Origin of the sequence: Sphingomonas sp. BE138 (genome assembly GCF_031456125.1) — a bacterium.
Taxonomy (GTDB): domain Bacteria; phylum Pseudomonadota; class Alphaproteobacteria; order Sphingomonadales; family Sphingomonadaceae; genus Sphingomonas.
On the sequence record NZ_JAVDUC010000004.1, the window covers coordinates 1 to 24779 of the forward strand.

20 protein-coding genes and 1 riboswitch are annotated in these 24779 nt (G+C 70.3%); of the genes, 6 read left to right on the forward strand and 14 right to left on the reverse strand.

Going from position 1 to position 24779, the window contains the following annotated elements; all coding sequences use genetic code 11:
* Positions 1-507: methyl-accepting chemotaxis protein (locus J2Y58_RS06895; RefSeq protein ID WP_310100670.1), on the forward strand; the 507-nt coding region annotated here is incomplete at its 5' end.
* 84 nt (positions 508-591) lie between these two features.
* On the opposite strand, the gene J2Y58_RS06900 is transcribed toward J2Y58_RS06895, so the two are convergent.
* Positions 592-2262 carry an amidohydrolase family protein gene (locus tag J2Y58_RS06900; protein ID WP_310100671.1) on the reverse strand — a complete coding sequence of 557 codons (1671 nt, stop codon included), beginning with the start codon at positions 2260-2262 and terminating at the stop codon, positions 592-594.
* A gap of 121 nt (positions 2263-2383) precedes the next feature.
* On the opposite strand from J2Y58_RS06900, the gene J2Y58_RS06905 reads away from it, so the two are divergent.
* From J2Y58_RS06905 to J2Y58_RS06915, 3 genes are all read left to right on the forward strand, one after another.
* On the forward strand, positions 2384-3625 hold the full coding sequence (locus J2Y58_RS06905) for a threonine ammonia-lyase (protein WP_310100673.1): 1242 nt from the start codon (positions 2384-2386) through the stop codon (positions 3623-3625).
* Positions 3626-3739: 114 nt separating this feature from the next.
* Positions 3740-4504 carry an arginyltransferase gene (locus tag J2Y58_RS06910; RefSeq protein ID WP_310100675.1) on the forward strand — a complete coding sequence of 255 codons (765 nt, stop codon included), beginning with the start codon at positions 3740-3742 and terminating at the stop codon, positions 4502-4504.
* A gap of 89 nt (positions 4505-4593) precedes the next feature.
* Positions 4594-5118: a hypothetical protein gene (locus J2Y58_RS06915; protein WP_310100677.1), complete on the forward strand. Its 525-nt coding sequence runs from the start codon at positions 4594-4596 to the stop codon at positions 5116-5118.
* Positions 5119-5142: 24 nt separating this feature from the next.
* Here J2Y58_RS06915 and J2Y58_RS06920 read toward each other — a convergent pair whose 3' ends face one another.
* The 5 genes from J2Y58_RS06920 to J2Y58_RS06940 all read right to left on the reverse strand — a co-directional run bounded on the left by J2Y58_RS06920 (position 5143) and on the right by J2Y58_RS06940 (position 11744).
* Positions 5143-6249, reverse strand: coding sequence for a low specificity L-threonine aldolase (locus tag J2Y58_RS06920; RefSeq protein ID WP_310100679.1), 1107 nt, complete (start codon positions 6247-6249; stop codon positions 5143-5145).
* A 6-nt stretch (positions 6250-6255) separates the two neighbouring features.
* A riboswitch (SAM-I-IV-variant riboswitch) is annotated at positions 6256-6364 on the reverse strand.
* A 29-nt stretch (positions 6365-6393) separates the two neighbouring features.
* Positions 6394-7194 (reverse strand): transglutaminase family protein, encoded by an 801-nt coding sequence (locus tag J2Y58_RS06925; RefSeq protein ID WP_310100681.1) that lies wholly within the window; start codon positions 7192-7194, stop codon positions 6394-6396.
* The gene (locus J2Y58_RS06930; protein ID WP_310100683.1) at positions 7194-8129 is read right to left on the reverse strand and encodes an alpha-E domain-containing protein; all 936 of its coding nucleotides are present in this window, start codon (positions 8127-8129) and stop codon (positions 7194-7196) included. Before J2Y58_RS06930 ends, J2Y58_RS06925 begins: the two co-directional genes overlap by 1 nt.
* Entirely contained in the window at positions 8129-9676 is a 1548-nt protein-coding gene (locus J2Y58_RS06935; protein WP_310100685.1) for a circularly permuted type 2 ATP-grasp protein, read from the reverse strand. Before J2Y58_RS06935 ends, J2Y58_RS06930 begins: the two co-directional genes overlap by 1 nt.
* Positions 9677-9761: 85 nt before the next feature.
* Positions 9762-11744, reverse strand: coding sequence for a protein-disulfide reductase DsbD domain-containing protein (locus J2Y58_RS06940; RefSeq protein WP_310100687.1), 1983 nt, complete (start codon positions 11742-11744; stop codon positions 9762-9764).
* Positions 11745-11833: 89 nt separating this feature from the next.
* Between J2Y58_RS06940 and J2Y58_RS06945 the strand changes: the two genes are divergently transcribed.
* Positions 11834-13492 carry an alkaline phosphatase family protein gene (locus J2Y58_RS06945; RefSeq protein ID WP_310100689.1) on the forward strand — a complete coding sequence of 553 codons (1659 nt, stop codon included), beginning with the start codon at positions 11834-11836 and terminating at the stop codon, positions 13490-13492.
* Between the two features lie 97 nt (positions 13493-13589).
* On the opposite strand, the gene J2Y58_RS06950 is transcribed toward J2Y58_RS06945, so the two are convergent.
* From J2Y58_RS06950 to J2Y58_RS06960, 3 genes are all read right to left on the reverse strand, one after another.
* Positions 13590-14072 (reverse strand): DUF4142 domain-containing protein, encoded by a 483-nt coding sequence (locus J2Y58_RS06950; RefSeq protein ID WP_310100691.1) that lies wholly within the window; start codon positions 14070-14072, stop codon positions 13590-13592.
* 78 nt (positions 14073-14150) lie between these two features.
* Positions 14151-18266, reverse strand: coding sequence for a translocation/assembly module TamB domain-containing protein (locus J2Y58_RS06955; RefSeq protein ID WP_310100693.1), 4116 nt, complete (start codon positions 18264-18266; stop codon positions 14151-14153).
* Entirely contained in the window at positions 18266-20245 is a 1980-nt protein-coding gene (locus J2Y58_RS06960) for a BamA/TamA family outer membrane protein (RefSeq protein WP_310100695.1), read from the reverse strand. Before J2Y58_RS06960 ends, J2Y58_RS06955 begins: the two co-directional genes overlap by 1 nt.
* A 132-nt stretch (positions 20246-20377) precedes the next feature.
* Here J2Y58_RS06960 and J2Y58_RS06965 point away from each other — a divergent pair, with 132 nt between their 5' ends.
* Positions 20378-20548 (forward strand): hypothetical protein, encoded by a 171-nt coding sequence (locus tag J2Y58_RS06965; RefSeq protein WP_310100696.1) that lies wholly within the window; start codon positions 20378-20380, stop codon positions 20546-20548.
* Between the two features lie 48 nt (positions 20549-20596).
* Here the strand turns inward: J2Y58_RS06965 and J2Y58_RS06970 are convergent, their stop codons facing one another.
* From J2Y58_RS06970 to J2Y58_RS06990, 5 genes are read right to left on the reverse strand one after another with little or no spacing between them, the layout of a single operon-like run.
* The gene (locus tag J2Y58_RS06970) at positions 20597-21181 is read right to left on the reverse strand and encodes an STN domain-containing protein (protein WP_310100698.1); all 585 of its coding nucleotides are present in this window, start codon (positions 21179-21181) and stop codon (positions 20597-20599) included.
* A gap of 45 nt (positions 21182-21226) precedes the next feature.
* Positions 21227-21712, reverse strand: coding sequence for a DUF1440 domain-containing protein (locus J2Y58_RS06975; protein ID WP_310100700.1), 486 nt, complete (start codon positions 21710-21712; stop codon positions 21227-21229).
* Between the two features lie 55 nt (positions 21713-21767).
* A complete protein-coding gene (locus tag J2Y58_RS06980) occupies positions 21768-22160 on the reverse strand; it encodes a cytochrome c-type biogenesis protein (protein WP_405053077.1) in 393 nt (130 codons plus the stop codon).
* Positions 22157-22684 (reverse strand): DsbE family thiol:disulfide interchange protein, encoded by a 528-nt coding sequence (locus tag J2Y58_RS06985; RefSeq protein WP_310100704.1) that lies wholly within the window; start codon positions 22682-22684, stop codon positions 22157-22159. The genes J2Y58_RS06980 and J2Y58_RS06985 overlap by 4 nt, the downstream gene beginning before the upstream one ends.
* A complete protein-coding gene (locus tag J2Y58_RS06990) occupies positions 22681-24606 on the reverse strand; it encodes a heme lyase CcmF/NrfE family subunit (RefSeq protein ID WP_310100706.1) in 1926 nt (641 codons plus the stop codon). The genes J2Y58_RS06985 and J2Y58_RS06990 overlap by 4 nt, the downstream gene beginning before the upstream one ends.
* Positions 24607-24779: the final 173 nt, after the last annotated feature.

Below are 24779 nucleotides of genomic sequence, written 5' to 3' on the forward strand. Positions count from 1 at the left end.
CGCGCGCTGGCGCAGCGTTCGGCGGATGCGGCGAAGGACGTGAAGGCGAAGATCACCGCCTCCACCGAGCAGGTCGACCTGGGCGTCGGCCTGGTCGCGGAGGCCGGCGCGGCGTTGCAGCGCATCACCGGGCGGATCGGCGAGATCAGCACGCTGGTCGGCAGCATCGCCGCCGCCGCCGAGCAGCAGGCGACCGGCCTGCAGCAGGTCAACACCGCGGTGTCGGAGATGGACGGCGTGACGCAGCAAAATGCCGCGATGGTCGAGGAAGCGACCGCCGCCGCACGCAGCCTGGCCGACGAGACCGACGTGATGACACGCGAGATCGCGCGCTTCCGGCTGGACACGCGGGGCGCCGCGGCGTCGGCGGCGTCATCGTCGCCGGTGCACCAGTTGCAGGCGCGCGCCGCACGGGCCGGCGCGCAGATCGCCGCCAGTGTGCGCGTCACGCGCACCCGGTCGGGCAGCGCGGCGGCGGCGGTGCAGGAGGGTTGGTCGGACTTCTGAGCGACGCGTGCGACCAAGGCGCCGTCCTCCCGCTCCTCATCGTGAGCGGACCGGGGCGAACACGCTGCGGATTGCTTCCGGCCGTTACTTCCGCTCCCACGCCTTCGTGCCGCCGATCCACGTCTCCAGCACCTTGGTCTGGCGCAGGTCCGCCGCGCTGGCGGTCAGCGGGTCGCGGTCGAGCAGAAGGAAGTCGGCGCGCTGGCCCGGCGCGAGAATGCCGAACTTCTGCTCGGCGAACCCGGCATAGCTCGCGCCGCCGGTATAGGCCCACCACGCCTGTTCGCGCGACACCGCCTGTTCGGGATACCAGCCGCCGACCGGCTGGCCGTTCTCGTCGGTGCGCGTGAACGCCGCCGCCCAGCCTGCCCACGGGTCGGGACGCTCGACCGGCGCGTCGGACCCGAACGCCAGCGTGGCGCCGTCGTTCAGCAGCGTGCGCCACGCATACGCCCCCGCCAGCCGTGCCGCGCCCAGCCGCGCCTCCGCCATCACGCGGTCGCTGGTCTGGTGGGTCGGCTGCATCGAGGCGATGATGTGGTACTTGCCGAACGCGGCCATATCGACGGGATCGACGACCTGCGCATGCTCGATCCGCCAGCGCCGGTCGCCCTTGTACGTCTCCGACAGCTCGGCGATGGCGTCGAGCACCTGCTTGTCGGCGCGGTCGCCGATCGCGTGGACCGCAACCTGATAACCGTCCATCGCCGCGCGGCTCATCGTGTTCTGCAATTGGTCGTCGGTCAGGAAGCCGAGCCCGCGCTGCCCCGGCGCATCGGCGTAGTCGGCCTTCAGCCACGCGCCGCGCGAACCGAGCGCGCCGTCGGCGTAGAGCTTCACGCCCTCCAGCCGCAGCCGGTCGTCGTACAGCCACGGCGTCGGTCCGGTTCCACCGATCGTGACGGTGGTGTCGATGCCGAGGCCGTAGGACATGATGCGGACGCGCAGCGCGTTGATGTCGCCCATCCGGCGGTAGGTCATCCAGTCGTCCACGCTGGTGCCCATGTCGGCGATCGCGGTTACCCCGAAGCCGAGCAGGATCTGCTGTGCCTTCAGGAACGCAGCGGTGCGATCCTTGGGCGACACCTTCGGGACGACGCGCTCGACCAGTTCGGTCGCGCGGTCGACCAGCACGCCCAACGGCTTCTCGACACGTCCGCCCGCCGGCGCGGCGGTGGCGGCGGTGACCCCGGCCAGCTTGAGCGCGGCGCTGTTCGCCCAACCGGCATGGCCATCGGCGCGCGCCAGCCACACCGGTCGGTCGCCGACCACCGCATCGAGATCCGCGGCGGTAGGAAAGCGGCCGAGCTTCCACACTTCCTGGTTCCAGCCGCGCCCGATGATCCACTGGCGATCCGGGTTGGCGCGCGCGTATTCCGCGATCCTGGCCTTCGCTTCCTCCAGCGAGCGCGTGTCCGACAGGTCGAGCGTCAGCGCGGCGAGCCCGAGCTGGATGACATGGCCGTGCGCATCGATCATGCCGGGCACCAGCACGCGCCCCTTCATGTCGGCGCGCCAGTCGTAGCGCGGACCGGGGTTCTTCTTGGTGCGCTTGGGCGGCTCTTCGTCGGGAGCGATCAGCCGCACGACCTTGCCTTGCGGGTCGATGACCATCGCCTTGAAGCGCACCACCTGCCGATCACGGTTCAGCGTCAGCCCGGTGACGTTGTCGATCAGCGCGTCGGCGCTCGCGGCGGCGGCGACGGAAAGGCCGGCGAGCGCGCCCAGCGCGGCGGTCAGATGGCGTCGGTTCATGTGACTTGCCATATGGCGGCGCCGGGCTTTTGGCGAGGGATGTCATGCGGCCATCGGCGGGTGGACCGGCGACGAGCGCGCAGGTGTTCCTTTCGTGCGATCGTTCCGCTACGTCCCGCGAATGGCAACCCAGCTCGCGTCCGCCCCTGCCCTGCCCGTCTCGATCGAGGACGTCCGCGCCGCGCAGATCCGGATCGGCGATGCGGTGGTGCGCACGCCGACGCTGATCAGCCAGACGCTGTCGAAGCTGACCGGCGCAACCGTGTATCTGAAGTTCGAGAACCTGCAATTCACCGCCGCCTACAAGGAACGCGGCGCGCTCAACACACTGCTGCAGCTCTCCCCCGAGGCACGCGCCAAGGGCGTGATCGCCGCATCGGCGGGCAATCATGCGCAGGGGCTGGCCTATCACGGCAACCGCCTGGGCGTGCCGGTGACGATCGTGATGCCGCGCAACACGCCGGTGGTGAAGGTGGTGCAGACGCAGGGGCACGGCGCGACCGTGATCCTGGAGGGCGACACGTTCGACGCCGCCTACGCCCATGCGCGCGTGCTGGAAGCGGAGCGCGGCTTCACCTTCGTGCATCCGTTCGACGATCCGCGCATCATCGCCGGTCAGGGTACGGTCGCGCTGGAGATGCTGGACGAGCATCCCGAGATCGACCTGCTGGTGGTGCCGATCGGCGGCGGGGGGCTGATCTCCGGCATGGCCACCGTGGCGCGCGCGATGCCGCGTCCGATCGAGGTCGTCGGCGTCGAAGCCGAACTCTACCCGTCGATGTACAATCGCATCAACGGCACCGACATGCCGTGCGCGGGCGATACGCTGGCGGAGGGCATCGCGGTCAAGGAACCGGGCGGCATCACCGCGCAGATGGTCGCGCAGCTGGTCGACGACATCGTGCTCGTCTCCGAACGCTCGTTGGAGGAGGCGCTGAGTCTGCTGCTCCAGATCGAGAAGACGGTGGTCGAGGGCGCGGGCGCAGCGGGGCTCGCCGCGCTGCTGGCGCATCCCGAACGGTTCCGCGGGCGGACGGTCGGCGTCGTGCTGTGCGGCGGCAACATCGACACGCGGCTGCTCGCGAACGTGTTGCTGCGCGATCTGGCACGCTCGGGGCGGCTGGCACGGCTGCGGCTGCGGCTCCAGGATCAGCCGGGCGCACTCTACAATGTGATGCGCGTGTTCGATCAGGAGCGGGTCAACATCATCGAGATCTATCACCAGCGCGTCTTCACCACGCTGCCCGCCAAGGGCCTGATCACCGACATCGAGTGCGAAGCCCGCGACCGCGCGCACCTCGACCGGCTGATGACGGGCCTGCGCGAGGCGGGTTACGAGGTGAGCCCCGTCGAACTGGCCTGACGCGGCACACCGCTTGGTGGTAAAGCGGCTTTTCAGCGCGGGCGCGACGTCTCATATGAAGCGCGTGGCAGGCAGGCGGCACGACATGGACGTTAAGCGGGAGGGTCGAGGCGTATGACGGCGCCGTTCCGTTTTCCACGCTTCTTCGTCACCAGCCCGCAGCCGTGCCCGTATCTGCCGGGGCGGCAGGAGCGCAAGGTGTTCACCGAGCTGTCCGGCCCCAACGCAACCGAGTTGAACGATGCGCTGGGACGGATCGGGTTCCGCCGCAGCCAGTCGGTCGCGTATCGCCCGAGCTGCGCCGGGTGCGCTGCGTGCGTATCGGTGCGGGTGCGCACGCACGAGTTCGAGCCGAACGCGACGCAACGCAAGCTGGTGCGTCGCCACGCCGACCTCGACGTCGCCGCATGTCGCCCGTGGGCGACCGACGAGCAATATGAGCTGATGCGCCGCTACCTGTCGGCGCGCCATCCCGGCGGCGGGATGGCGGCGATGGACGAAAGCGACTTCTCCGACATGATCGAGCATTCGCCCGTCAATTCGGTGGTGGTCGAATATCGCGAACCCTCCGACGGCGGGCGGCCGGGGCGGCTGGTCGGCTGCTGCCTGACGGACCGGCAGGCGGACGGGCTGTCGATGGTGTACAGCTTCTTCGACACCGATCAGGACCGGAGACCGGGGCTCGGCAATTTCATCATCCTCGACCATATCGCACGCGCGCGTGAAGCGGGGTTGCCGTACGTCTATCTCGGCTATTGGGTGAAGGGTTCGCGGCGCATGGCCTATAAGACGCGCTACCGCCCGATCGAGATGCTGGGCACGCACGGCTGGATCGCGATGCCGGAGGATGAGGTTGCGATGACGTCAACCTTCGCTTGAGCGTACGCGGCGTAACTGTGAGGATGCGCGCTTGCTCTTGGCCACCGAAGTGACAAGCTTGCTTCGAGATGACCCGGGGGGGCGCGACGATGCTGTCGACTCGCGAAAACAGGCCTCAGAAGCTTGCCGAGTGGCAGCGTCGCATGGACGGCGTGCGTATCGACGTCTCCCGCGACCGCGGCGCGCTGTGGAGCGGGATCGGGGCGGACACGGCGCGACGTCTTGCGGCATCGTTGCAGTTCATCACGCTGGAAATGACGCCGATCGGTGCCAGCCTCGATCATGGCCCCTTGAAGGATGAACTGATCCGCGATTTCGGTGATCAGTGGATCGCCGAGAAGCGACTTATCTTCCGCACGCTGTCGCGCAAGTTCGTCGCCGGCCTGTCGGGACATGTCACCGTCTTCCTGCCCGACGTGCTGGTTCGGCCTCGAGACGGCGCGGCGGGCTCGTTTGCCTACGCGGTGAAGATCATCTGGGACGAATTGAAGGATGCCGACTTCGGAGATCCTCGTGTCGCCGCGCACCGCATCACCTCGATGCGGGTTTGCCGCGTGAGAGGCGAGCAGATCGTGTCCGACACGATCATGTCGTCATCAAACCGAGTACACTGACCGCCGGCAGATGCTGAGCACGGCCTATGCCGCCTGAAGCCGCGCTTCGGCATGCGCCGCGTGGATGTCCTCGGCCAATTCGTCCACCCGCGCCGGGTCGGCATCCCAGGCGAACATGAAACGCGCGCCGCCGCCGATGAAGGTGTAGAAGCGCCAGCCGCGCGCGCGCAGCGTGTCCAGTACTGCGTCGGGGGCGATCAGGAAGATCGAATTGGCCTGCACGGGGAACAACAGCCGCACGCCGGGCAGGTCGGCGATGCGCGCGGCCAGCCGCTCGGCGCACGCATTGCCATGCTCGGCATTGCGCAACCACGCACCGCTTTCGATCAGCCCGACCCAGGGCGCGGACAGGAAGCGCATCTTGGAGGCAAGCTGCCCGGCCTGCTTGCAGCGATAGTCGAAATCCTCGGCGAGCGCGCGGTCGAAGAAGAGCACCGCCTCGCCGACCATCAACCCGTTCTTGGTGCCGCCGAAGCACAGCACATCGACCCCTGCTTCCCAGGTGATCGCGGCGGGCGTGCAGCCGAGCGCGGCGCAGGCGTGCGCGAATCGCGCGCCGTCCATGTGCAGCTTGAGTCCGAGTTCGCGACAGACCGCCGAGATCGCGCGCACCTCGGCCACCGAATAGACCTGTCCGGTCTCGGTCGGCTGGGTGATGGTGACGACGCGCGGCTTGGGAAAGTGGATGTCGCTGCGGCTGCTCGCGAGCGTGCGGATCGCTTCGGGGGTCAACTTCCCATCGACCGAGGGCGCCAGCAGCAGCTTGGAGCCGTTGGAGAAGAACTCCGGCGCACCGCATTCGTCGGTTTCGACATGCGCCGCCGAGGAGCAGATGACGCTGTGATACGACTGGCACAGCGAGGCGAGCGCGAGCGAATTGGCGGCCGTGCCGTTGAAGACGAAGAACACCTCCGCATCCTTGTCGAACAAGGTCCGGAAGCTGTCGGCGGCGCGCGCGGTCCAGTCGTCGTCGCCATACGCGACCGCCGAGCCGGCATTGGCCGCGATCATCGCGGCTACCGCCTCGGGGCAGGCGCCCGCATAATTGTCGCTGGCGAATTGTTGCGGTTGCTGGCTGGTCACGCGCGTCGATCCTGTTGCTCGGTTCAGCACCGGCAAGTCGAACGACATGTGGCGAGAGGTCCCGTTGGTTGCCGGTCCGGCCACATCCCCCCGGTGATAGAGGGCGCCACCTTGCCCGGGAGCAGGTTGGCGTCGAACATGCGTCCGACTCTTGATGCTGGCGCGGGCGTTAGACGACCCGGTGCCGGGCGGTCAATCCTGCGCGACGACCTGTACCTCGACGTCGAGGCATTCGCGCCCCTCGCCCAGCCGGGAGCCGGCGACCGGCGCGCAGCCCGCGGCGTCGAGCGCGACCGCGACGCGGACGTGGCGTTCCTCGGGCGAAAGCCCCAGCGAGGGATCGAACCCGACCCAGCCGAGCCCCTCGACCCAGGCATCGGCCCAGCCGTGCGGCGTCGGGCGCCCGCCCGACAGCATGTCGCAATAGCCGGTGACGTAGCGCGCCGGGAAACCGGCGGCGCGTGCGGCGGCGACGAACATCTGCGCTAGGTCGCGTGCCGTCGCGGTTTCGCGCGCGAAGGCGGCGGTGACCGTCAGGCCGGGCTCGGGCCGTCCGGCATCCAGCGCAAAGCGTTCGTGCAGCGCGGCGTTGAGCGCATGGAGCGCGGATAGCGGCGTTTTGCCGTCCGCCGTGTCGCGACCGAAGGCGGCTAGCGCCGCCTCGGCGTTGGTCGCGGGCGTGCTGCGCAGATAGAGCGTCGGCGGCAGCGGTTCGAACGTGCCCTGCAGGACGCCGCTGGACGAGCTCGTCACGACCTCACCCGACACGGTGATCTCGATCCCCGACAGCGGCCCTTCGGCGTACAGCATGGTCGTGATGTTGCCGAAGCCGTCGCGGTGATCGCGCAATCGCGCGTCGCAATCGATCGCGATGTTCCATTCCGCGACCGTCTGGTCGTGGGTGTTCCGCGGGGTAACGCGCAGCAGCTGCACCACGCGGCCCTGCGGAGCGGTGAAGCGATAGGTGGTGCGATGGTCGATCGTCAGGCGCATCAATGGAACTTGAACTGGCGGCCGATCGCGTCGTGCAGTTGCGCGTTCTCGACGATCAGCGCGCGGAGGTGCTGGTGGAGTCCGGCGGCGATCACGTCCCCGGTGCGGGTGCGCGCGACGCGCGCCTGGCGGGTGCGCGCCATCCGGTCGGCCTCGCCTTGCGACCCGCTGGCACGTGCCAGCGCGGTCAGCGCGGCGACCGTCTCCTCGGTGGAGGCGGCGAGGCTGCGCGGCAGCTCGGCGCGGCTGAGCAGCAGGTCGATGACGTTGGTGGGGTTCAGGCCGTCGCTATACAGCCAGCGGAAGGCGGTGACCGCCGAGACGGTCTGCAGAATCGTCGTCCATTGGTCACGGTCGACCGTGCCGCCGACCCGCTCCCCGGCGGGCAGCAGGATATGATATTTGACGTCCAGCAGCCGCGCGGTGTTGTCGGTGCGCTCGACCGCCTGCCCCAGTCGGATGAACGAGGTGGTCTGGTTGCGGAGCATCCGGTGCACCGCGCCCTCGAACCCGCGCGTCTCGGCCTTGACCGCGTCGACCACCGCCAGCGTCGCGGTGGGGTCGTAGCGTGCCGGGCGCTGGTCGAAGATCAGCCAGGCGGTGTTGATCGCCTGCCACGCCTCGCGACTGAGCGCGGTGCGCACCGCACGGGCATTGTCGCGCGCCATCGCCAGGCAGCGCAGGATCGATCCGGGATGGGCGGCGCTGGCGAGCAGGAAATGCGCCACCTCCTCGCGGGTCAGCGTGTGCCCGCCCGCCGCGAACGCATCGGCGGTCTCGCTGACCGACAATGCGGTGCGCCACGCATCCTCGCCGGCCGGCCGGGTGGAGAGGACGTCGAGGCGCAGCGTCGCCTCGACCAGCCGCGCGACGAAATCGGCGCGCTCGACATAGCGGCCGAGCCAGTAGAGCGAGGCGGCGGTCCGGCTGAGCATCACCGCTCCCCTTGCGAGGACGTCTGTGCCCCGGAGGTCTGCGCACCCAGCGTACCGCGCCCGAGCGTCTGCGTCATGGTGCCGGAGGGGCCGCTGAGCGTCTGCGTCATCCCCGGCGCTTCGTCCATCAGCACGAAACTGTCCTTGGTCCCGCCGCCCTGCGACGAATTGACCACCAGCGAGCCTTCGCGCAGCGCGACGCGGGTCAGGCCACCGGGCACGACCTGCACGCCCTTCGCGCCGGTCAGCACGAACGGTCGGAAATCGACGTGGCGCGGGGCGACACCCTGCTCGACGAGGGTCGGGACGGTCGACAGCGCCAGCGTCGGCTGTGCGATGTAACGTTCGGGTTGCGCGATCAGCGCCGCGCGGAAACGCTCGATCTCCGCCGACGACGCGGTCGGGCCGACCAGCATGCCGTAACCGCCCGATCCGTCGACCAGCTTGACGACCAGTTCGCCGAGATGATCGAGGACGTATTTTAGCGCCTCGGGCTCGCGGCAGCGATACGTCTCGACATTCGGCAGCCGCGCGTCGCTGCCCGAGTAATATTTCACGATCTCCGGCATATAGCTGTAGATCGCCTTGTCGTCGGCGATGCCGTTGCCGGGCGCGTTGAGGATCGCGACGTTGCCCGCGGCATAGGCCGCGATCAGCCCGGGCACGCCCAGCATCGAATCGGGGCGGAACACCAAAGGATCGAGGTAATCGTCGTCGACGCGGCGATAGATCACGTCGACACGCACGCGACCGTCGATGGTGCGCATGAAGACCACGTCGTCATCGACCACCAGATCGGCGGCCTCGACCAGTTCGATGCCCATCGAATCGGCAAGGAAGCTGTGCTCGTAATAGGCCGAGTTGTAATGGCCGGGCGTCAGCACCACGCATGTCGGCCGACCGCCGCAGCCGCGTGGCGCGACCGAGCGCATCGTCCCCAGCAGCAGGTCGGGATAGCTGTCGACCGCGGCGACGCGGAACTTGGCGAACAGCTCCGGGCAGAGCCGCACCATCGCCTCGCGGTTCTCCAGCATGTAGCTGACGCCCGATGGTGTGCGGGCATTATCCTCCAGAACGAAGAAATCGTCGGGACCGGTGCGCACAAGGTCGATGCCGCAGATATGCGCCCAAACGTCGTGCGGCGGGCGGATGCCTGCGATCTCGGGACGGAACTGCGCATTGCCGAGGATCAGGTCGGCGGGCAGTACGCCGTCGCGCAGGATCTTCTGCTCGCCGTAGATATCGACAAGGAAGGCATTGATCGCCTCGACGCGCTGGATCAGCCCTTGCGACAGCCGCGCCCATTCGTCGGCCAGGAACACGCGCGGGACGATGTCGAACGGGATGATCCGCTCGCTCGCCTCGCTCTCGCCGTAGACGGCGAAGGTGATGCCCAATTGGCGGAAGGTCGTCTCGGCGGATTGCTGCCGACGACGCAGCTCGCCATCGGGCGTGTCGGCGAGCCACCGGCACAGCTCCCGCAACTCGGGACGGGCGCCCTCGACGCCCGCTGCCCCCATGATCTCATCGAATGCCGCTGTCCCCATTTGTCCCCTGAACGCACGAGTGCCGCTTTCGACCCATGCTGATCGACATCAATCGCCTTCGCAACACATCATTGCGGTGCTGCGATCATCGCAAGTCGGTGAGCATCGCCTTGGTCAATACCTGTGGCAGGACGCGCGGCGCGGGCGCGGCGGGGGCGTAGAAGAGGTACAGCGGAACGCCGGCGCGATTGTGCTGCGAAATGAAGCGCCCGAGCGCCGGGTCGCCATCGGTCCAGTCGCCGACCAGCACCGCGACCTTGTGCCGGGCGAAGCCGTCCGCGACGGCCTGCGTCTCGATCGCGGCCTTTTCGTTGACCTTGCACGTCAGGCACCAGTCGGCGGTGAAATAGGCGAACACCGGGCGTCCCTCGGCGCGCAGGGCGGCGAGTCGCGCCTCGCTGAACGGCTCGGCGCCGGGCAGCGCTGCTTCGGCGGCGCGCGTCGCGCCGGGGCGGACGGCGGCGATGCCGGCGCCCGCGACCAGCAGCGCGACCGCCGCCGGCGCCCATCCGAACCGCGCACCTGCCGCCTGCCGCCGCCCCGTCCACCACAGCCCCAGCGCGGCGAGCAGCGCGGCGGCGAGCCCGAGCGTCATTCCGTCGACCCCCGCCTGTCGCCCGAGCACCCAGGCGAGCGCGAGCGCGGTCGCGAACATCGGCACCGACAGGATGTGGCGCAGCCGCACCATCCACATCCCCGGCTTCGGCAGCCGCCGCCGCAACGCGGGGACGAAGCCGACAGCCAGGAACGGCAGCGCGATCCCGAGCCCGAGCCCGGCGAAGACCATGAGCGCGGCGACCGGCGGCAGCACCAGCGCCGCGCCCAGCGCCGCACCCATGAAGGGCCCGGTGCACGGCGTCGCGACGAACGCGGCCAGCGCCCCGGTCATGAACGCGCCGGTCGCGCCGCCGCGCCCGGCGAAGCGCGGCGTCGGCAGCTCGAACAGCCCGGCGAGGTTGAGCGCGATCGCGACCACCAGCAACAGCAGCACGCCGACCACGCGCGGATCCTGCAACTGGAACGCCCAGCCCGCACTCGCCCCGCCCGCACGCAACGCCAGCAAGGTGCCGCCGAGCGCGAGGCAGACGAGCACCACGCCCGCGGTATAGGCCAACGCCTCGACACGCGCGTGCCGCTCGCTTTCGCCCGACCGCGCGAGCCCCAACGCCTTGAGGCTCAGGATCGGGAACACGCACGGCATGACATTGAGCAGCAGCCCGCCGAGCAGCGCGCCCCCGAACGCTGCTAGCGCTACGCCCCAGTCGAGCGCGCCTGTCGCCGCCGCGGGTGCGACCGTTCCGGGCTGCGCGGTCAGCGCCAGCGCGGTGCCATCACCCAGCGTCAGCACGCCTGCGAGCGGGCCTTGCTCCGGCGTTGCGGCGGCCTTGGTCTCGATCACCACCCGCTCGCCGTCGCGCGTCACGCTCTGCTGCGCCGGATAGTCGGTTGCGCCGCCGCGCGCCGGATAGAACCACGCCGCGCCCAGCGGCGCATCCGACGGATAGGGCACCGACAACCGGAAGCGGTCGCCTGCGACCTGCCATGTCGCCGCGCTGCCCAGCGGACGCGGGAGCGCGCGCCGCCACGCATCGAACTGCGCGCGTCGGCTTTCGTCGACAGCGCCCTCGCCGACCGTCAGCCGCGTGGCCAGCTCCTGCGTTTCGGGCACGCAGATCGTCTCGGTACAGACGAGATAATCAAGCTTCACGCGGATCGGCAGCGCACTGCCCGGCGCCAGTCCCTTCGGGACGGCCAGGGTGGTCAGCATCGTCCACGGCCGCTCATAGACGTGGTTCATCAATCCCGCGATCACCAGCCGCCCCGGCGGCGGATAGTCGAGCGCGCCCACGGTCGCGCCCGCCGGCAGCGTCCACGTCGCGCGCGTCGCCACGCCCGCGTCGCCGGGGTTCAGCCAATAACCGTGCCAGCCTTTGTCGGGCACGGCATGGATCGCCAGCGTTACGCCGGAACCCGGCGCCGGCCGCTCGCTCTCGGCCAGCAGCGTCATCGCAACATGCCGCGTCTGCGCGCTCACCGTTCCGGGTAGCAACAGCGAAACGACTGTCATCAGAGTGAAAAGCGCCGCGCGCACTGCTTGCCTGACCATCGGAGCGGGACCATAGCCGCTCCGCGTCCCCGTTGCATCAAGGTTGCCCGATGAAAGCCCTGTTCGCCGCTTTGCTATTGACGACCGCGCTCCCTGCCGCCGCGCAGGTCGCACCCGTCGCGCCGGCCCCTACACCGGCACCGACCGGCGCACCGACGATCAGGCCCAAGCTGATCGTCGCGATCTCGGTCGACCAATTCTCCGCCGACCTGTTCGCGCAATATCGTAACCGCTACACCGACGGGCTCGCGCGGTTGCAGCAGGGCGTCGTCTTCCCCTCCGGCTACCAGAGCCATGCCGCCACCGAGACGTGCCCGGGCCATTCGACGATCCTCACGGGCATGCGCCCCGCGCATACCGGGATCGTCGCCAACAGCTGGATCGATCAGCGCGCCGGCCGCCCCGACAAGGTCGTCTACTGCGCCGAGGACGAGCGCGCGCCGGGCAGCGATCACGATAAATACCAGCCCTCCGACTTCCACCTGCGCGTCGACACGCTGGGCGATATGATGAAGCGCGCCGATCCGCGCACGCGCGTGGTGTCGGTCGCGGGCAAGGACCGCGCCGCGATCATGATGGGCGGGCACCATACCGACCAGATGTGGTTCTGGGCGACCGATCATTTCGTCACCCTGCCCTCGCGCAGCACCGCGCCGGTGCCGGCCGTGGTGACGCGCGCCAACGACGCGGTCGGCAAGCTGCTTGCCGCCCCCCAGGCGGCGCTGCCGCTGCCGGGGTATTGCAAGGCGCTGGCACAGCCGATCGCGGTCGGCGGTCAGACGATCGGCGCCGGGCAGTTCCAGCGTGCCGCGGGCGACGCCAAATCGTTCCGCGCCTCGCCCGCGCTGGACGGCGCGGTCTTCGCGCTCGCGGCGGGCATGATCCAGGACATGAAGCTGGGCCAGGGCGCGGGCACCGACCTGATCGCGATCGGCGCCTCGGCGACCGATTACGTCGGCCATGCGCTCGGCACCCAGGGGTCGGAGATGTGCATCCAGATGCAGCAGCTCGACCAGACGATCGGCGCGTTCCTCGCCCAGCTTGACGACTGGGGCCTCGACTACGAGGTCATGCTGACCGCCGACCACGGCGCGCACGACATGACCGAACGGCAGCAGCAGCGCGCGATGCCGATGGAGGAGCACGCCTCGCCCGCCACCAACGCGAAGCTGGTCGGCGAGGCGATCGGCGCGGCGCTGGGGATCGCGGGGCCGGTGCTGCTCGGGTCGGAGGGCGACGTATACATCGCCGACTCGGTGCCGCAGGCGCGGCGCGCGGCGGTGCTGGCGGAGGCGAAGAAGCGCTATCTGGCGATGCCGCAGGTCGCCGCCGCCTTCACCCGCGCCGAGATCGCGGCGACGCCGTTCGCCAGGACGCCGCCGGAGACGTGGACGCTGCTGGAGCGTGCGCGCGCCTCCTATGATGCGGAGCGCTCCGGCGACCTGCTTGTGCTGCTCAGGCCGCGGGTGACGACGATCGTGAACCCCGCGCCGTTCTATGTCGAAACGCACGGTAGCCCGTGGGACTATGATCGCCGCGTGCCGATCCTGTTCTGGCGCAAGAAGATGACCGCGTTCGAGCAGCCGCTGTCGGTGGAAACCGTCGATATCGCCCCGACGTTGGCGGCGACGATCGGACTGCCGGTGTCGGGGCTCGACGGGCGCTGCCTCGATCTGGATGCGGGTGCGGCGGATTCGTGCGCCCGGTAGGATAGAACGTGCTTCGACCGTCATTGCGAGCGTAGCGACGCAATGACGGTCTGATGCACCTCAAAAGGTGGAGCGGGGACGTACCCCGCCCCCGCCCTCACATGCCGTTCAGCATGTCGATGTGGTGCTGCACCACCGGCGCGATCTGGCCGGCGGCGGTCTTCAGCGGCGCGGCGGTGCCGTCGCTGGCATAGCCCTGGTGGAGCGCCAGCGCCTGCTGGTGGGCGGTGCGCTGCTGGGTAAGGTAAGTCGCGTCGCGCTCAGCGCCCTTCTGCGCTCGCAGTTGCGCCACCATCTCGCTCTGCTCGGGCGTCAGCACCGGCGGCTTGGGCTTGACCCCCGACTTGGCGGCCGCCGCCTTCACCATCGCGGTGCTCTTGTTGTGATCGCGGATCATGCCCTGCGCGAAGGTGCGCACCTTGGCGTCCTTGGTCGAGCCGAGCACCAGCTGGCTGGACGTCTTCTCGTACAGGTCGCTTGCACCCGCGGCGGCGACATAGGCGTCGGGGGCCATCTGCTGCGCGACGGCGGGAGCCGCGATCAAAGTGGCAGCGGCGACGATCGGCATCAAACGCATCATGGGTCTCTCCATCACGAAGTCGTGCCGCGTCGAACGCGCAAGAAACAGGAAAGCGCCGACGATTCCGTATGATGCTGATCAATAATCGCGCGAAATGCGCACGTTTCCACTCTGCCGCCCCAGCGTCGAGATCGAGGAGAGCAGCGACAGCCAGCGGGTGACCTGAAACTCGACGCGCGTCGCCGAATAGCCCGCGCCATCGGTGATGATCTCGGCATACAGACGCCGGGTCACATACTTCCCCGCCGCGATCGACGTTCCCTGCCCGGTCTGCGGATCGGCGGGCAGGATGCGCAGGCGGTCGAGCCCGGCCGCGCGCCGCACCGCATTGATCGGGTTGAGCCCGTTGCCGCCGTTCTGGAGCGCGGCGACCGCGGCGGCCAGCTGCAACGCCTCGGGCGCGGACAAGTTGGTGATCGACGTGCCGAACAACAACCGCGACAGCAGCTCGTCCTGCGGCAGCGCGGGCGTGCTGGCAAAGCTGATCTCGGGCTTCTGCGCGACGCCGGTCACGCGAATGGTGGCGTTCAGCCCGGTGGTGTTCGCCGCCGCCTCGATATCGAGCGCAGGGTTGGCGGGCACTTCGCCCGCGAAGCGGATGATCCCGCGCGACAGCTCGAACTCGCGGCCGGCGAACTCATAGTCGCCGCGCACCAGGTCGGCGCGGCCGGTGATTGCCGGGTTGGTCGGCGTGCCCGCGATCTGGACATCGGTGGTCCATTCGCTCGACAGCCCCAGCCCGGTGACCATCAACCCGTTGCGCGCGCGGGCGTGGACATCCAATCGCCACGGCGCCGTCGGATCGTCGTCGACCACCGCGCCGCCGGGTACGTTGATCTCGCGCACGTCCACCTGCGGCACCGCGCTGGCCACTGTGGCTTGTCCCAGCCGGTAGCGGCTGCTGTCGAGTCGCACGTCGCCCGATATGACGCCGCCCACGCCGTCGGAGCGAAAGGCAATCGGACCGGTGACGGTCGCGCCGATATCCGCGCGGTCGATCAGCACCGCATGGTCCGCATCGATCCGCAGGTCGAGCGCGACGCCGTTCGCCGCGCCGAAATCGAAGGTGCCGGTACCGGCGACGCGCCCGCCGCGCCCCGCATCACCGCTGAACCGCTCGATACGCAGCCGCGATCCGTCGAAGCGGCCAGCGGTCTGGATGTTCGTCACCACGGTACCGGTCGTGGCGCTCTGGATGCGCGCATTGGCGGCGCGCACCAGCCCCCGGATCTGCGGCGAGGCGACCGTGCCGGTCACGTCGGCGGAGATCGCGACCGGCCCCGACAGGTCGAACAGCTCGATCCGCGTCAGCCGCCACAAGGTGTCGGCCGGCCCCGAGTAGCGCAGTTGCGCGAACAACCCGGCGCGCGTCAGCCGCTCGACTGCGTCGCCCGTACCCAGCGGGCGCAGCAGTGCCTGCGCGCGCCCCACGGTGCGCCCGCCCGAGGCCATCACCATCCGCACGCCGAGCTTGTCGGGGCCCAGCACCCCCGTCAGGCCGATGTCGATCGGCGCGGACGAACTCAGCAGCCCGGAACGCGTCAGCCCACGGATCGTCAGATTGGTGCGCCCGGTCGGCGCCGCGCCGTCGCGCGCATCGAGCGCCAGCGTGCCGGTCGCGGTGCCGCCCAGCCCGAGCCCGCTATAGCCGATGTCGAGCACCGCCAGCGGCAGACGGGTGAGCGACGCGCGCAGCGAGGTCTCGTCCGCGCCCAGCGCGCCGGAGACCTCCGCCGCACCGCCCGCGAAGGTCAGCTTCGTCGGTGCCAGCGTCCAGCGATCGCCGTCGCGCCGCAGCACCGCGGGCGTCTCCAGCCGGATCGGTTGCGACCCGATCGTCCCCGACGCGCGCAATGCGTAGCCGTCGGCGGTGATCTGCGTCACCGTGTCGACGCGGAAGCCCACCCCGCGCGACCCGGCGATCGACGCGCGCACCTCGCCGGTGTCGCCCGTCAGCGATGCCTGCCCCGAAAAGCGCGCCGCCGACAGCGCCCCGCGCCTGAGCCCTGCGCCGCTCGTCGTCGCGGTGACGCGCGCGCCTTCGGGCTCCAGCAGCACGTTGAAGTCAACACGTCCCTGCCGCACGCTCGCGCCGCCGCCGATCCGGGCATTGCGCGCGTCGATCCGCCCTGAAATGCGCTGCACCTCGCCCACGGGCGCGAAGTCGAGCGCGCCGGAGAGCCCGCCGCCCGCAACGGTCATCCGCCCGCGGAACCCGCCGTCGACGATGTCGAGCGTGCCCGTTGCCCGCGTCCCGCTGACATCGAGCCGCGCGACCGCGATCTGCGCCTGCCCGCCCGGCGGCAACAGGATCGCGCCCGCGCCCTGGAACGGCCCGAGCCGCGATCCGCCCGCCGCGACGAACGCGAAGCCCTGCGGCGTCGGGTCGAGGTGCGCGCGCACCCCGGCAAGGCCGAGCGCAGCGTTGGGGCGCGTGAAGACGAGGTCGACGGTCGGCTTCTCGATCCGCCCGTCGAGCTTCAGCTGCACCGGGCCGTAGGTGGCGTGATCGCCAGCGCCCTCGAAGACAAACGTCCCGTCGCGGCGGCGATAACCGCTACCCGCCAGCCGCAGCGACGGCGCGGTCAGCAGCAGCCGCGGGAAGTGGAGCACGCCGTCGGGGGTTCGCTCCAGCAGCGCCTCCACGCGCGGCAGCCCGCCGGCCAGGCTACGGAAGAAGCCGTTGTCGAGCCGCAGCACACGCGCGGTGCCACGCCCGACCACGCGCGTGCCGTGCCCGTCGGCGCCGGGGATCGCGCGCAACTGGGACTGGACATCGACCACGCCCAGCCCGGGGATGAGATAGCGCGTCAGCCCACCCGACAGCACCACGTCGTAGCGGCCGGTGTGCAGGTCGAGTGTCAGACCGATGGTCCCGCCCAGCTTGTCAGACCGCAGACGCAGCCCGTCGCCGGTGATCGTGTCGGCGGTGACGCGCAGGACGCCGCCCAGCGACAGGTTGCGCAGGATTCCGCCGGCGACGTCGCCGACCCCGGTAACGCGCGCCGCGGTGAAGGCGACCGGCAGCGCGATCGGACGCGGCCCCCATCGCCCCCGGCCCGCGGCGCGCGCCTGCTCGAAACCGGTCTGGTCGAAGGCAAAGCGGTCCGCGGTCAGGCGATAGTCGAAGGCGAAGGTGCGAAAATTGCCGTCGAGGATCGCGCGCAGTCGCAGATCACGCGCGGTCATGTTGCGGAACAGCGCCTCGGGTCGCAGCAGCCGCGCCGACACCCGCAGATTGCGGAACGCACTGTCGGCGAGATCGACCATTCCTTCCGCCTGCACGGCCAGCGCGCGCGAGCGCAGCGACAGCGTGCCGTCGAGCCGCCGGTTCGCGAAGGTGCCCGCGCCGTTCACCAGCACGCGCGGCGCGGTCAGCGTCTGGAGCTTGCCGCGGGTGATGCGGGCGGGCGCGACCTCGCCGGTCAGCGTATAGGCGCCGGCCCGATTGCCGAGCATCAGGTCGGCGAGGCGCGTGCCGCCCGCCGCCGCCACCGCGCGCCCCTGCCAGCGCTGCCAGTCGCCCGCGCCGTTTACGTCCAGCACCACCGCGCGGTTCAGGCCGCTCAGCCGCGCCAGCACACCGGTCGCGGCTCCCCGCGCGCGCGCGTCGATGTCGAACTTGCCCGCGTCGGGCCGCGCGTCGAGTCGGAGCGCCAGTCGATCGCTGCCCGCGACCGCGGCGTCGAGCGCGATCATCGCATGGCCGTCGCGGATATCCGCATGCCCCAGCAGCCGCCCCCCACGCACGCGGCCGGTCACCGCCGGCGCGACGATTAGTCGTGCGACCGAGAGCCGGCCGATCGCGATGTCGAACTTGGGCAGGATCGGCCCGGATCGCCCGGTGTCACGCGGCTCCGGCAGCTTGGCAAGCGTGGCCTCGGGTATGTCGAGTGCGGTGATGTCGAGCCGGTTGTGGATCCACGCGAACGGCGACCAGTCGAGCCGCGCGCGCGGCACCGCCAGCACCAGCCCCTTGGGATCGTACAGGCGGAAGTCGATCAGGTCGGCGGTGCCGTACAGCGAGCCGTCGATCCGCCCGAGCCGAAATCGCAGCCCGTTGTCTGGCTTCAGCGCGTTGATGCGGTCGGCAACGATGCGGTGCCCGACATCGCTGTCGATCACGGCCGCGACAACCGCGGCCAGTGCGAGCAGCACGGCGACGATCGCGCCGACGATCCGCGCGACCCGCATCAGAACGCCTGCCCCAGCGAGACGTAGACCGCGATCCGCGAATCGCCCGGCTGCGGGTTGATCGGGGTGCCGACATCGACGCGGATCGGGCCGAAGTTGCTGTAATAGCGCACCCCGATTCCTGCGCCGTAGCGGAAGCCGCTGAGATCCGGCAGCCCGCCGGTGTAGATGTTGCCGCCGTCGAGGAACGGTACGACCCCGAAGCTGCCGAACGCCTTCACCCGCGCTTCCAGCGCGAATTCGGCGAGACTGCGCCCGCCGATCGGGTCGTTGTTCACGTCGCGCGGGCCGATCGACTGGAAGCTGTAGCCGCGTACCGACGCGCCGCCACCGGCATAGAAGCGTCGTGACGGCGCGATCTGGTCGCGCGGCGCGCCCAGGATCGTACCCAGCCGTACGCGCCCGGCCAGCACCACCGCCGGGGTGACCGGCTGGTACGTGCTGGCGTCGATCTGGACACGGGTATAGCCGAACACCTGGTCCTGCAGCGACACCTCCGGGCTGACCCGCCCCGACAGCCGGAACCCGCGCGTCGGGTTCAGCAGGTCGTCCGACCCGTCGTAGCCGAGGCTGGTCGGCAGCGCGCCGATCAGGAAGGTGCGCCGCCGCGGCTGCCCGGTTGAGGCGATCACGTCGCGCTCGTCGGTGGCGACCAGCTCGGCGCCCAGCGACCACGTCCAGGTCTTTTGGAAGAAGATGTTGGTCTGCCGCTCGAGCGCCGCCGACAACGAGATCGTCTGCGCGTCGAAAGCGTCGCGGCGCAGGTGTGCGGCGGAGAGTTGCGCGGTCAGAACGCGGTCACGCGCGTGGAAATTGTTGCGGCGGAAGGTGACCTGCCCCAGCTGCTCGCGCGTGCCCGCGACCCCTCGCAGCGTCACCGCGCCCTCGGGGGGCAGCAGGTTGCGGTGCGTCCAGCTGACCTCCGAGCGCGCGCCCTCGCCGGTACCGTAGCCCAGTTCGACCGCGACGGTTCGCGGCGGGGCGGGCTCCAGGCGCACCGCGACATCGACCACGCCCGGATCGCCGGCCGCCACCGGCCGCACTTCGGCGGTCGAGACGAGCCCGGTCTGCACCAGCGCACGACGAAGGTCGTCGACCTCCGATGTCTCGTATTCGTCGCCGGGCCGGAAGCGTGCGATATCCTGCACGTGGCGGGCGTCGAACACCTTGTTGTCCGCGTTGACGGTGATCCGGCCGAAGCGCCGCGCCGTGCCGGGGACGACCGTCATCTCCAGCGTCGCGGTCTGCGCCGCGCGGTCGACCGTCACCTGCGGGTCGCCGACCTGTGCGAAGGGAAAGCCCTCCTCGCCGACCTGGGTGCGCAGGTTGGCCTCCGCGGCGGCGATCGCGTCGTTGTTGACCGGGTCGCTCGGCTTCAGCCCGAACGCGTCGCGCAGCGCAGCGGCCTTGGCGCCGGCCGCCTCGACTCCGGCCAGCGTCACGCCGGTGAAGCGGTACAGGGGCCCCGGCGTGGCGGCGAGCACCACCACCGGACGCCCGCGCGTGCGCTCGACGCGCGTCGCCACCGCGGCGTCATAGTAACCATCCGCCTTCAGCAGCGTGACGAGCAGCGCGGCATCCTGCCGCGCGCGCTGATCGAGCTGCGCGGCATTGGCCTCCTTCCCCTCCGCCCCCGCCAGCACCGACAATTCGCGGAAGCGTTGCTGGAGCAACGCACCGCCGATGCCGTCGACGCCGTCGATGCGCCAGCCGTAGCGGAAGCTGCTCGCCACCTCGCTCGCCGCCGCGATCGGTTCGCCGGGCGCGGCGACCAGGTCCGGCCAGTCGACCCCGATATCGGGGAGCGGGGCGAGCGCATCGTTGGGATCCACGCTTTCCATCGGCGCAGGGGGCGCGACGACCGGGGGCGCGATGGGACGCGGCGCGGGCGCGGTCTGCGCGAACGCCGGCCCCGTCGACAACATCGTCCCGCACACGACGCGGACCAGCACGCCATGCCGCCCCACGTCCGGCCACATGCTCAGCGGTCTAGCCGAGCACCCGGCCAAGAAGAAGGGCGAAACCGCCCGCCGCCACGAACCATGTCGCAGCGACGCGCCGTCCGGTCGCGGCGGCTGGCGCGCGTGCGACGGGCGTGGCATGCGCCAGGCATGGCACCTCCTCCCCGCTCTCCCTCGGCCGGCGGCTTCCCGATCGCGGTCGGCGCGCTCGCCGGCACCGCGATCGGCCTTTACGCCGGCCAACCCTCGATCGGCTTCCTCGCCGGGCTTGGCCTTGGCGTCGCGCTGGCGCTGCTGATCTGGTGGCGCGACCGGAAGTAAGGCGTTCGTGATTGCGGGCGTGGCGCGGCGACGACGCCCGGGACCACGTCAGAGCACCGGCGCGACCCAGCCCGGCGGCAGCGGGGCGGGCGCCATGCCGATCCTGCGCGCCACGCGGTCGAGCTGCTCATTGTAGCGCACCCGGTCGTTGACGTTCAGATGCGCCTGCTCGTTCACCTCGCGCGGCACAGCCTTCTCGACATGCCGTAGCATCTGCCCGACGCCGCGCGCGCGCAAACCGCTGATCGCGTCGCGCTCGCGCTGCTCCGCGGTTACGGTGCGCAGGGTCGCGATGCGACGCGCGAACCGCTGCTGCTGACGCTGGTCGATCCGCCAGTGACCCTTGTAGGGCGCGGCCTCCAGCCCGGTGCCGCGCAGCGAGCGATACAGCGCGTGCGCCGCGGTCATCCGCCCGCGCAGACGCCGCGCCCGCTTGTCGGCGAGCAGCGCGACGTCGACTTCCATGAAGCAGCCGGTGTCATGCGCGAGTGTCTGCACCCGCTCGTCCATGCGCTGCTGCGGCAGATCGACGCGCACCTTGCCGCGCGTACATTCCGCTGCGGCGGCGCCCGCCAGAAGCAACGTGGCGCTGCTTGCCAGAGCGGTCAGCGGACGGACGATCGACGAGAACATGACGGCTTCCCCTCAAGGCAATCGATGTGGGTTAGCGCGCAGCCGTCACGCGGGCAACGCCTTCGCGCCGGCGACACCCGCGCGCCGCGTGCCCTCCATGGCCACGCCGAAGACGAGGTGCGAGGTCAAGCCATAGGCGTTGCCCGGCACCTCCGCCTCGGGCCACGGCCCCCATCCGGCGGCGGGAACCATCAGATCATCAAGCAGCAACATCGTCGCGAGGCCGGCGGGCACGCCCCAGCCCTTCGCCAGATCGGGCCATTGCCGCACCGCCAGCGCGTAACCGCCGCCGACCGCCGCGCCGAGCGCATAGTGCATCGCCGATCCTGCCGCCTGCCGGTGCTTTTGCGTCACGGGCCGCCCGGCGACCGCCTCGCTGATTGTATCGGCAGCCTTTACGGTGGAGGGATCGTCGTTCCCGCCGCCCATGCCGAATGCGGGCGCGGCGACATCCTGGAAGCGGTCCATGACGAACGACGCGACCAGCCCCGCGCCGACGCCGATCAAGGTTGTAGAAATGAGCGAGCGCATGGCGATTGTCCCGATAATCCTGGCGTCCAACGCGCCGACGATCAGGAGCGACGCATCACCGTCGCCGGAATGTCGCGCGCGCCAGCCACGCACCCAGCGCGAGCAGCACCAGCGGGGCCAGCCACAACGGCAGCGTCGCGGCGCGTAGCGGCGGCGCATAGCTGACGTAATCGCCGTAACGCGCGATCAACCACGCGCGTACCGCCTCCGGGGCCTCGCCGCGCGCGATCCGCTGCCGCACCAGCGCCCGCATCTCGCCCGCCATGTCCGCATCCGAATCGGCGATCGACTGCCCCTGGCAAACGACGCAGCGCAGCGTCTCCATCAACGCGCGCGCCTGCCGCTCCCGCGCCGGATCACGCAGCTGCGTATAGGCGAGCGGCGGCAGCGCGGTCTGCGCCGCGGCCGGCACCTCCGCCAACAACGCGAGCACCGCCAGCGCCCTCACTTGGCGTTCGCCAGCGCCTGGAGGAGCGCGGGAACGTCCTCCGCGCGGATGTCACCGACGTGCTGCGCGCGGATCACGCCCTTGCCGTCGATGACGAACGTCTCGGGCACCCCCGAGGAGCCGAGTGCCAGCTGCACGCGGCTGTGCGCATCGGCACCGATCCGCGCATAGGGATCGCCGTTGCGGCGCAGGAAGGCGGCAATGTCGCCGGGCGTGTCCTTGATCGCGATCGCGTCGATCGGCACCCCCGCCGCCTTCAGCGTCAACAGCTGCGGCGCCTCCGCCACGCACGGCACGCACCAGCTGGCGAAGACGTTGAGCAACCGCGGGCTTCCCTGTCGGAAGTCGGCGGTCGCGAGCCCCGGCTTGCCCGGTGCGATCGCGGGCAGCACGAACTCGGGCAGCGCGCGCCCGACCAGCGCCGAGCGCACCGTGCGATCGGCGGGCCGCCACAGCCCCCAGGCGATCACCGCCACGACCACGCCGAACGCGCATAACGGCAGCCACACCAGCCAGCGCTTCACGCGAATGCCTCCGCGCGCTGCCTGGTGCGCCACAGCCGCCATTGGTGCCCGACCAGCGACAGCGCGCCGCCGATCGCAATCAGCGCGCCGCCGAACCAGATCAGCGTGACGAACGGCTTCCACCACAGCCGCAGCTGCCAACGCCCGTCGTCACCCAGCGCGCCGAGCACGGTGTAGAGCTGCCCGTTCCACATCGTCGCGATTGCGCTTTCGTTGGTGGTCGTCACAGGCGCGGTGAAGTAACGGACCTGCGGGCGCAGCACGAAGCGAGCGCCGCTCTCGTCGCTCACCCCTAGCCGACCTTCGAGCGCGGTCCAGTTGTCGCTGACCAGCGGGCGCACCCCCTCCAGTCGCACGGTATAGCCCGCGATCCGCGCCGGATCGCCGACCCCGACCGCCAGGAGGGTCTCCTGGGTATAGGCGGTGCTGATCGCCATCCCCGCCAGCGCTACCGCGATGCCGAGATGTGCGATCACCATGCCCCACAGGTGCAAAGGCGCGCGACGCAGGTTTCGCCGGGCGAGCGGCGCGACGCTCGCCACCGCCAGCCCGCCGGCCAGCGCCACGCCGGCCAGGGGCAGGACACCGATCGGCCCGCCGAGCAGGAACACCGCGACACCCGTCGCCAGTGTCGCGGCGATCGCGGGGAACAACCGTTGGATCACCGCCTCCGCCTCGTCGCGCCGCCACCGCAGCAACGGGCCGACCGCCATGACGGCGACCAACAGCAGCGCGATCGGCCCGGCGGTCGAGTCGAAGAACGGTGGCCCGACCGACAGCTGGATGTCGAATGCGCCCGCGACGATCGGGTAGAAGGTGCCGATCAGGACGATGCCGAGGATCACGGTCAGAAGGAGGTTGTTGGCGACCAGCGAGCCTTCGCGGCTGAACGGCTCGAAGAGCTTGCCCTGCCGGACCGTCCCGACCCGGGCCCCGAACAGTGCGAGCGCGCCGCCGATGTAGAGCAGCAGCAGCACGAGGATGAAGCTGCCGCGCCGCGGATCGACCGCAAAGGCGTGAACGCTGGTCAGGATGCCCGAGCGGACGAGGAACGTGCCGATCATGCTCATGGAAAAGGCGACGACCGCGAGCATCACCGTCCAGGCGCGCAGCCCGTCGCGGGTGGCGAGCACCGTCACCGAATGGAGCAACGCGGTGGCGGCGAGCCACGGCATCAGGCTGGCATTTTCGACCGGGTCCCAGAACCACCAGCCGCCCCAGCCCAGTTCGTAATAGGCCCAATAACTGCCCGCAGTGATCCCCAGCGTCAGGAAGAACCACGCCCCCAGTACCCACGGCCGCATCGCGCGCGCGAACGCCGGCCCGACGTCGCGAGTGACGAGCGCACCGACCGCGAACGAAAAGGCGACCGACAGTCCGACATAGCCTGCGTAGAGCGTCGGCGGGTGGAAGGCGAGGCCGGGGTCCTGCAACAGCGGGTTGAGCCCTGCGCCCTCCGCAGGCGGCGGGTCGAGCCGCGCGAACGGGTTGGAGGCAAAGAGGAGGAAGGCGTAGAAGCCGAGTGCGATCGCCGCCTGCGCCGCCAATGTCGCGACCAACGTTGGCTCGGCCAGCCGTCGCTCGACCCGCGCCACCGCCGCGCCCGCCACGCCCAGGATCGTGACCCACAGCAGCATCGAGCCCTCGTGGTTCCCCCAAGCGCCAGCGAACTTGTAGAGCCACGGCTTCATCGAATGGCTGTTGGCGGCGACCAGCGCGACCGACAGGTCGGTATCGAGGAACGCCGCGATTAGCGCCCCCATCGCGATCGCTGCCAGCGCGCCCTGCACGATCGCCACCGCGCGAATCGCGGGAGCCGCCTCGGCGCGTCCGCGGCCAAGCGCGATAACGCCGAGCAGCACCTGCAACGCCGCCAGCGCGGCGGCGAGCCACAGAGCAGCCAGCCCGATTTCGGCGGTCATGCGGGAAGATGCCCTTGAGTCACCGGGACGCCTTACGCCGGATCGCGGGGGCACGTCGAGATGGAGCGGTGGTCAGCCCACACCCTCAATTCCACACGCACGGGAATCCAGAGCCTCGGACGTTCGGCTCCTACGAAAACCTGCGCGTCTGGCTTCCCGCCTGCGCCTTCGCG